Source organism: Bathymodiolus japonicus methanotrophic gill symbiont (assembly GCF_019721995.1).
Lineage (GTDB): Bacteria > Pseudomonadota > Gammaproteobacteria > Methylococcales > Methylomonadaceae > Methyloprofundus.
This window is the reverse complement of sequence record NZ_BLYC01000003.1, coordinates 304,158-311,776: the sequence shown is the minus strand read 5'-3', so window position 1 is coordinate 311,776 and position 7,619 is coordinate 304,158. Positions and strand designations below refer to the sequence as shown.

Here is a 7,619-nt window from a genome sequence, read left to right as displayed (position 1 = left end):
AATACTTTCAGCGCCTTAGCTTTAATGTAATGTTGGCAGTATTTGAACTCTTGAAGAGCAATTTCCCTTGATAATTTTTAGATATTCTACATTCGCTGAAAATCAGGGAAACGTAGCCTAAGCGAAGTGAAGATTTTTAGTCCGCGATAGCCGTAGGGCCGTTGTTTTGTCGGAGTCTGAGCGTTAGCGAAGGTGGAGACAAAATAAAAGGCCATCCGACACGGCGTCAAGTCATTTGGAGCCTATGTTCCGACCCCTTGTTGGGTCGGGACGAGGTGACGAGGACGAATCGGGGCCGCCGGAGGCATAAGTGGTCGCGTTAAGTTTTTGCTGCTTGCTTGGGCTGGGATGCCCAAAACAAGCTTTCGCAAAAATAGCGACTCCCCGCAAATACTCTTTATAAAAAACAAAATTAAACTCTTCTCTCCTTTGGCTATATTAAGCATCTAAACAAAAGCCACCAGTAACCTTGCTCTAATTGTATCCTTTAAAATCAAAGGCTTAAATATTCGCCAGTTTCTAATTGAGATTCATGATATCCATACCGAATTAATTCCTGTTTTTCTTTCGTAGCATAGTGATGCGCTGCATGGGAAATTGAAAGTGCGAGTTGATAATTGCACCGCGAACCCGATCTTTACTTTCTTTAACCGCCGTCTCCGGGAGTCCAACCAGATTTAACGCAGGCAAGCCATTGGATATATGCACTTCCACCGTGACCAGTGGCGCATTAATCCCTGATCGACCTCGACTATAGGCAATGGCAAGTAACATCTTGAGTTCCTTGATTTTTCAAACAGGGCTAAAGAATAATAGTGATTATTGTACCTGTTACCGGGAATGTTTTTTTATCTACATCTTAATCTTCAGCAATACATTGCATATTTGTAATCTAATTATGTTCAGTTGCAACACTCTTAAATGCAGGAAAATCATGACCTGGTATAACCGGTATTTTGTGCTAGTATATACAGGCTTATATAAATAAGCAGTCATGTATATTGACAAATGCTCAATAATTTCATAGAATTCCAGATCTTTTTTATCCAATTTTTACCCTATAGCTAAGGAACTCTCAGAATGAAAAGAACTTATCAACCAAGCAAAATAAAACGCGCGCGTACTCATGGCTTTCGCGCAAGAATGGCAACGAGTGGTGGCCGGAATGTCATTAACGCACGTAGAAGAAAAGGCCGTCACACACTTGCTCTTTAAGCTTGACACCGAAAGCCGCTTGTTTTCCACCGCAGCTGCGGTTAAGAGAGCCGGCTGAATTTAAACGTGTTTTCGTTAAAGCGGAAAGATCTACCGACAAATATTTTACAGTACTTGCCATCGTTAATGAGCTAGACCATCCACGCTTAGGTCTTGCCATTGCTAAAAAAAATGTCAAACGTGCTGTTGATAGAAATAGAATCAAACGATCTGCTCGGGAAAGCTTTAGATTACAACAACATGAAATTACAAATCTCGATTTTGTTGTAATGGCACGCAGGGACGCGGCAACTGCGAACTCAAAAATACTTCAGGCCTCTCTTGATAAACACTGGCTTAAATTAATTAAGCGATGCGCTACATACTCATAGCCTTACTCAGATTTTATAAATATTTTATAAGTCCGATGCTAGGCAGTCATTGTCGCTTTCATCCTTCTTGTTCGAGCTATGCTATACAAGCCATTTCTACGCATGGCGCGATAAGTGGCTCCTATCTCACAATTAAACGATTACTACGATGTCACCCTTTTTATCATGGTGATATTGATGATCCTGTACCCAAAAAAACTGGTAAGTAAAAATGGAGAATATAAGGTTTGTACTCATCGTCATTCTGTCGATGATTTCTATAATGTTATGGGAAGCATGGCAATTAGACTATGGCCCAAAGCCAGAAGTTACCGCACAAACAACGATTGATGCGAATGGCAACCCGGTTGCTATTGATGCAGATAATAATCCGGATGCCGCTGAACTGCCATTTTCTGAAAATGTAGCCGATAATATTATTACGGTTACCACGGATGTTTACCGGATCGAGATAGATACACAAGGCGGGACATTTCGTAACCTGGGCTTGCTGGACTACACTGTAGATAAGGGAGAGGATGCTAAAATTCGCCTGTTTGACAGTCGCCCTGAAAGACTGTTTTTAGGTCAGAGTGGCCTTTTAACAAGCGGGCAGTCAGTCAAGCTACCTAACCACAACACCCAATTACATTCTGCACAGGCAAGTTATCAGCTTGGTGAAGGTGAAAATACCTTAGTCGTGCCTTTAAGCTGGACGGATAATAGCGGCATAAGCTATACCAAGACCTATACCTTTACCCGAGGCGGTTATGCTATTGCTCTTGAACAAAAAATCGATAACCGCTCTGATAATGACTGGACTGGTCGTCAATATACTCAATTGATGAGAGTGCCATTTAGTGATGGCAAAGGTAATACCTTTATTCGTACCTTTGCAGGTGCTGTTATCTATACAGAAGAAGACAAGTACCAGAAGTTTGACTTTGACGACATGGCTGAAGAAGACGTGAAAACCTCAAGTGTAGGTGGCTGGTCAGCGATGATTCAACATTATTTTGCAACTGCATGGGTGCCACCTGCAGAAAATGAGGAGCATTATTTTACCAAGGCCTTGAGTAACTCACGCTTTGTTGTGGGTTCTTATTCGAACCCAACAACGGCTGCTGCGAATAGCAGCCTGGTTTTTAACAGTCAGTTATTTGCTGGTCCTAAGATCCAGCCGATGATGGAAGCGGTTGCACCAGGCCTGGAATTAACAGTTGATTACAGCTGGTTAACGATTATTGGTAAACCTATTTACTCCTTATTGAATTATATTCATTCATATATTGGTAACTGGGGATTTGCAATTATGGGAGTCACTTTTTGTATTAAATTACTATTCTTCCCATTATCTGCAGCCAGTTTTAAATCAATGGCGAAAATGCGTAAATTGCAGCCTCGCCTTGCGCAGCTAAAAGAAAGCTACGGCGAAGACAGGCAGCGCTTTAACCAGGAAATGATGGATTTATACCGCAGGGAAAAAGTAAATCCGATGGGAGGGTGTTTACCCATCATGGTGCAAATCCCGGTATTTATTTCACTGTACTGGGTATTGATTGAAACCGTAGAATTAAGGCAAGCGCCATTTATAATGTGGATTCATGACTTATCGGTCAAAGATCCTTACTTCGTTTTACCAGTGATCATGGGGATCACAATGTTTATTCAGCAACGTTTAAACCCTGCGCCTGTTGATCCATTACAAGCAAAAATCATGCGTATGTTCCCCATCGTATTTACCGTATTTTTCTTGTTCTTCCCATCAGGGCTGGTTTTATACTGGGTAACAAATAATACCCTGTCGATTATTCAACAGTGGTTTATCACCAAAAAGATTGTTGGCGAAGGCTAAATATAGCAAAAATCAACACCAAAAGCCGAATTAGCGTAAAGCTGATTCGGCTTTTTTGTTTTAAGATTAGACGCAAAAAGATAGAGGTAGGGCGCGGCTTTAGCCCGCCTTTCAACAAACACTTAGATATTGCGGGCTAAAGCCACGCCCTACAGAAATACACTAGCAGGGACTGAATATTATTGACTGATCCATTATGCATATCACCCACCAAGACACCATAGCGGCAATTGCCACCCCTGCAGGAAATGCAGGCGTAGGTATTATTAGAATATCCGGAAATAACGCCAAACAAATAGCGAAGCGACTAACCCAGCTAGAATTGCAGCCCCGCCATGCTCACTATGGCTCATTCCATGATACGGATAACAGCATCATAGACTCGGGCTTAGCGCTGTTCTTTCCTAAACCGGCATCATTTACCGGTGAAGATACCGTAGAAATTCAGGGGCATGGCGGCTCAGTGATTATGGATATGCTACTCAAGCGAATTTTATCGCTGGGTGCAAGAATGGCCAAGCCAGGTGAGTTTTCAGAACGCGCATTTTTAAACGGAAAACTGGATCTGGCACAGGCAGAAGCCATTGCTGATCTGATAGAAAGTAGCACCGAAAAGTCCGCTCGTTCAGCACAGCAATCCATGCAAGGCGTTTTTTCCAGGCAAGTAAATGAACTGGTGGAAGAGCTAACCGAGCTGCGTATCTATGTAGAGGCCGCGATAGATTTTGTCGATGAAGAAATCGACCTCCTCGGCGATGGCATCGTTGAAAACCGGGTTATCCGTTTGATAAAAAGCATACAAAAAATTCTGGACACAGCGCAGCAGGGGCGCTTATTACGCGACGGCATGACAGTGGTGTTGGCAGGAAAGCCTAATGCAGGTAAATCTAGCCTGCTGAATGCACTTGCCGGGCATGAAGCCGCCATTGTTACCGATATAGCAGGAACCACGCGCGATGTGTTGAAAGAGCGCATACAGATAGATGGTATGCCGCTGCATATTATCGACACAGCTGGATTGCATGACAGTGATAATGCGGTAGAACAAGAAGGCATCCGCCGCGCTCATGCAGAAATTCAAAAAGCTGATAAAATTTTACTGCTGATTGATATCAATGACCCAGAACCCGATAGTCTGTTAAAAACCCTGCCTGAACATATCAGCTTAACCCGCATATACAATAAAATTGACTTACGTGAGCTTGCGCCTGCGATTAAGGAAAGCGAGGATGGCACGCAAATTTATCTATCGATAAAAAAAGACATCGGCATGGATTTATTGCTGCAACACCTAAAGCAAAGTGTTGGCTTTGATGGCGCAGCCGATAATGTTTTTATCGCCAGACGCAGACATATCGAAGCTTTAAGTAAAGGCCAGGCATTTGTACAAAATGCGCTTGCTCAGTTACAACACCACCAGGCAGGTGAGCTAGTTGCCGAAGACCTTAGACAAGCCCAAAACCACCTTGCAGAAATCACCGGTGTATTTACCTCTGACGATCTTTTAGGCAAGATTTTTAGCTCTTTTTGTATTGGAAAGTAAGCCAGGGTTTTGCTCGCGCAATATTAAGTATAACACGTGCATTCAGGTTCACTTGAAGCCATTTATGACGTTGGGCGGAGCTACACTTTACGTCGATACTCCCGGTATTCGGGCTGCCAAAAGTTAGCCTGAATGCTTTTTTGCAGATCTTCATGAGTGGCTGCTGGCGCAACCTCTTCTTTTATTGCCTGTAGACCAACAGCTAGTGCAATAGCAAGGCTGAGATCTCTTATCTCACTTAATGCAGGTAATAGTTCTGTGCCGCTACCATTAGTGATTGGTGAGCATTCTGCGAGGGTTTCACTGGCAACCATAAACATCTTTTCAGTAACGCGGTTTGCATAGCTGGCAATAACGCCCAGGCCTATCCCTGGAAAAATATAACTATTATTACATTGGGGGATCACATGCTGTCTTCCTTGATATGCAACCGGTGCAAAAGGACTACCCGTTGCCACTATGGCATTGCCCTCGGTCCAGGTGATAATATCTTCGGGTACTGCTTCTACATGCGATGTAGGGTTGGAAAGTGGAAGTATGATAGGCTTGTTACAGTGTGCATACATGGTTTTGATAATGGCTTCAGTCATCAAACCCGCTTGACCAGATACGCCTATCAAGATCGTCGGCTTAGTTTCACGTACCAGATCTAATAAAGTGATAGCGCCTCCATCATTGCGCCAGGAAGAAACTTCAGCTGGGTCTTTGGCAAATTTTTCCTGAAAATCGAGCAGGTGTTCCATATCTGTTGTTAACGAGCCAAGATGGGTAAACAGGTAGATATGACTCAGTGCCTGCTGCTCACTCAGGCCGTCTTTTATCATATGCGCAACAATCTGTCCTGCGATGCCGCAACCTGCTGACCCTCCACCAACAAAAACGATGCGCTGCTCCGTTATAGATGTGTTGTTAGCATGACAGGCTGCCAGTAAAGTGCCCACTGTGACTGCAGCTGTGCCTTGAATATCATCATTAAAACAACATAGTTCATGCTGATATTTTTTTAATAAGGGCGTTGCTTTATCCTGAGCAAAATCTTCAAACTGTACCATTGCATCGGGCCAGCGCAGTTTAAGCTCTTGAATAAACGCATCGACAAAGTTGAAATACTTGTCTCCGGTCACCCGCTCATGTCGCCAGCCCAGATACATAGGCTCATCCAGCAGTTCTTTGTTATTTGTTCCTACATCCAGAGTAATAGGTAAAGTATAGGCGGGGCTGATGCCACCGCATCCTGAATAAAGAGCCAGTTTACCTATAGGTATGCCCATGCCGCCTATGCCCTGATCGCCTAATCCGAGTATACGTTCGCTATCTGTCACCACGATAACTTTGACATTATCTTTATCCAGATTCCTAAGCATAACAGCTATTTTTTCCCGCTCAGGGTAAGAAATAAATAAGCCTCTTTTACGCCGATAAATACGGGAAAATTGCTGACAGGCCAGACCTACAGTCGGGGTGTAAATAATGGGCATCATTTCCTCAAGATGCTTGATCAGCAGGTTGTAATAAAGTGTTTCGTTAGCGTCCTGAATAGTGCGCAGAAAGATATGCTTATTCAGGTCATTTCTAAGGTGGGAGAATTGATAGTACGCGCGCTTTCCCTGCTCTTCAATAGTTTCAATAGCGGTGGGTAGCAAGCCATCCAGATTAAATTCCTGCCTTTCAGCCGCAGAAAACGCTGAACCTTTGTTTAATAATGCTGTTTCTAGCAAAATCGGTCCGGCATAGCTTGTATATAAAGGGCGTTTTTTGGTCATTACTATCTTAATTTATTTGCTGAAGTGTGATCAGAATAATGTTAAACCGCCCACAGGGTTATTGTAATAAAATAAATCTATTCGTTGGTTCACTTAATTATTAGAGTTAAATGATAATGTGGGATGTTGTTGCTTTGTACTCGAAAATCATTCGCTGTAGTGGTGTTAGGTACAGATACTTCTAGACTTATGCGCTACTCTAAATCAATTTTTTTGTAATTTATTTTAGCAATTGATTGAGGGCATCTAATGAAATATCTTCTTGATCAGACTTTGAATAAATAGTAACGAGTTTGCATCGGGTATTAGTTTTAAGGTAATAAATTATCCGACTGAAGTTTCCCAATAATTATTTATGGTAAAATTGGAACTATGCTACAACTATATGAAAAAATAGTCTTTTCATTCGTTTCAAATGCTATTGCCTAAGGGGAATTAAGTAGGGGTTTGCTATAAACATGGCAAAACCACCTAAAATAAACCTCGATACACCAGCATGGTGTATTTCAGCTACTCAATAATTGGGAAACCTCAGTTATCCGATAACCTCCGCTTTTTCCGCGCTGGCTATTGCTATTTTTTACGCGAACTTTGTAAAGCGTATAATCCGTTCCAATAATCTGAACGCCGGGAGTTTTATCAGCAAGAAGTGCGTTGATGACTGGTACTATGTCTTTTTTAATTTGTCTGTACCGACGGGCCAGACGTTTAATTGACGTTTAAATGCGTATGTGTACTCGATTTCCATCGATTATTAAGTACCTATCCCGTTCCATAAGGTATCAATTGGGTGGGTTTTGTCATCTATTACATCTTGCCAGCCTTCGCGGAAACTTTCTTCTGCTGAAGGTAATGTCACACCTTCCCGTAAGGTGTGACATTATGAAGTAGCA

At 42.5% G+C, this 7,619-nt stretch carries 8 protein-coding genes and 1 pseudogene; 5 read left to right on the top strand and 4 right to left on the bottom strand.

Annotated features, from left to right (window positions below):
• Positions 1–86: 86 nt before the first annotated feature.
• From K6984_RS32785 to K6984_RS06805, 3 genes and pseudogenes are all read right to left on the bottom strand, one after another.
• A complete protein-coding gene (locus K6984_RS32785; protein WP_263458663.1) occupies positions 87–215 on the bottom strand; it encodes a hypothetical protein in 129 nt (42 codons plus the stop codon).
• Between the two features lie 27 nt (positions 216–242).
• On the bottom strand, positions 243–371 hold the full coding sequence (locus K6984_RS32780; protein ID WP_263458596.1) for a hypothetical protein: 129 nt from the start codon (positions 369–371) through the stop codon (positions 243–245).
• 202 nt (positions 372–573) lie between these two features.
• Positions 574–774 (bottom strand): annotated as a pseudogene (locus K6984_RS06805) (magnesium chelatase domain-containing protein); the annotation flags it as partial.
• Positions 775–1,080: 306 nt separating this feature from the next.
• On the opposite strand from K6984_RS06805, the gene rpmH reads away from it, so the two are divergent.
• The 5 genes from rpmH to mnmE all read left to right on the top strand — a co-directional run bounded on the left by rpmH (position 1,081) and on the right by mnmE (position 4,963).
• Positions 1,081–1,215 carry a 50S ribosomal protein L34 gene (rpmH, locus tag K6984_RS06800; RefSeq protein WP_221894798.1) on the top strand — a complete coding sequence of 45 codons (135 nt, stop codon included), beginning with the start codon at positions 1,081–1,083 and terminating at the stop codon, positions 1,213–1,215.
• A 2-nt stretch (positions 1,216–1,217) separates the two neighbouring features.
• Positions 1,218–1,586: a ribonuclease P protein component gene (rnpA, locus tag K6984_RS06795; protein WP_221894797.1), complete on the top strand. Its 369-nt coding sequence runs from the start codon at positions 1,218–1,220 to the stop codon at positions 1,584–1,586.
• On the top strand, positions 1,568–1,795 hold the full coding sequence (gene yidD / locus K6984_RS06790; RefSeq protein WP_221894796.1) for a membrane protein insertion efficiency factor YidD: 228 nt from the start codon (positions 1,568–1,570) through the stop codon (positions 1,793–1,795). The genes rnpA and yidD overlap by 19 nt, the downstream gene beginning before the upstream one ends.
• A 53-nt stretch (positions 1,796–1,848) precedes the next feature.
• Complete coding sequence (yidC, locus tag K6984_RS06785) at positions 1,849–3,420, top strand: membrane protein insertase YidC (protein ID WP_230987952.1); 1,572 nt, start codon at positions 1,849–1,851, stop codon at positions 3,418–3,420.
• Between the two features lie 196 nt (positions 3,421–3,616).
• A complete protein-coding gene (gene mnmE / locus K6984_RS06780) occupies positions 3,617–4,963 on the top strand; it encodes a tRNA uridine-5-carboxymethylaminomethyl(34) synthesis GTPase MnmE (RefSeq protein WP_221894794.1) in 1,347 nt (448 codons plus the stop codon).
• Positions 4,964–5,043: 80 nt separating this feature from the next.
• Here the strand turns inward: mnmE and K6984_RS06775 are convergent, their stop codons facing one another.
• Complete coding sequence (locus tag K6984_RS06775; protein WP_221894793.1) at positions 5,044–6,726, bottom strand: NAD-dependent malic enzyme; 1,683 nt, start codon at positions 6,724–6,726, stop codon at positions 5,044–5,046.
• Positions 6,727–7,619: the final 893 nt, after the last annotated feature.

Excerpts from the sequence above, each read along its gene's own strand:
- K6984_RS32785 (WP_263458663.1), bottom strand. The coding sequence starts at position 215 with ATGGCCTTTTATTTTGTCTCCACCTTCGCTAACGCTCAGACTCCGACA.
- yidD (WP_221894796.1), top strand. The coding sequence starts at position 1,568 with ATGCGCTACATACTCATAGCCTTACTCAGATTTTATAAATATTTTATA.
- K6984_RS06775 (WP_221894793.1), bottom strand. The coding sequence starts at position 6,726 with ATGACCAAAAAACGCCCTTTATATACAAGCTATGCCGGACCGATTTTG.
- yidC (WP_230987952.1), top strand. The coding sequence starts at position 1,849 with ATGTTATGGGAAGCATGGCAATTAGACTATGGCCCAAAGCCAGAAGTT.
- mnmE (WP_221894794.1), top strand. The coding sequence starts at position 3,617 with ATGCATATCACCCACCAAGACACCATAGCGGCAATTGCCACCCCTGCA.
- rpmH (WP_221894798.1), top strand. The coding sequence starts at position 1,081 with ATGAAAAGAACTTATCAACCAAGCAAAATAAAACGCGCGCGTACTCAT.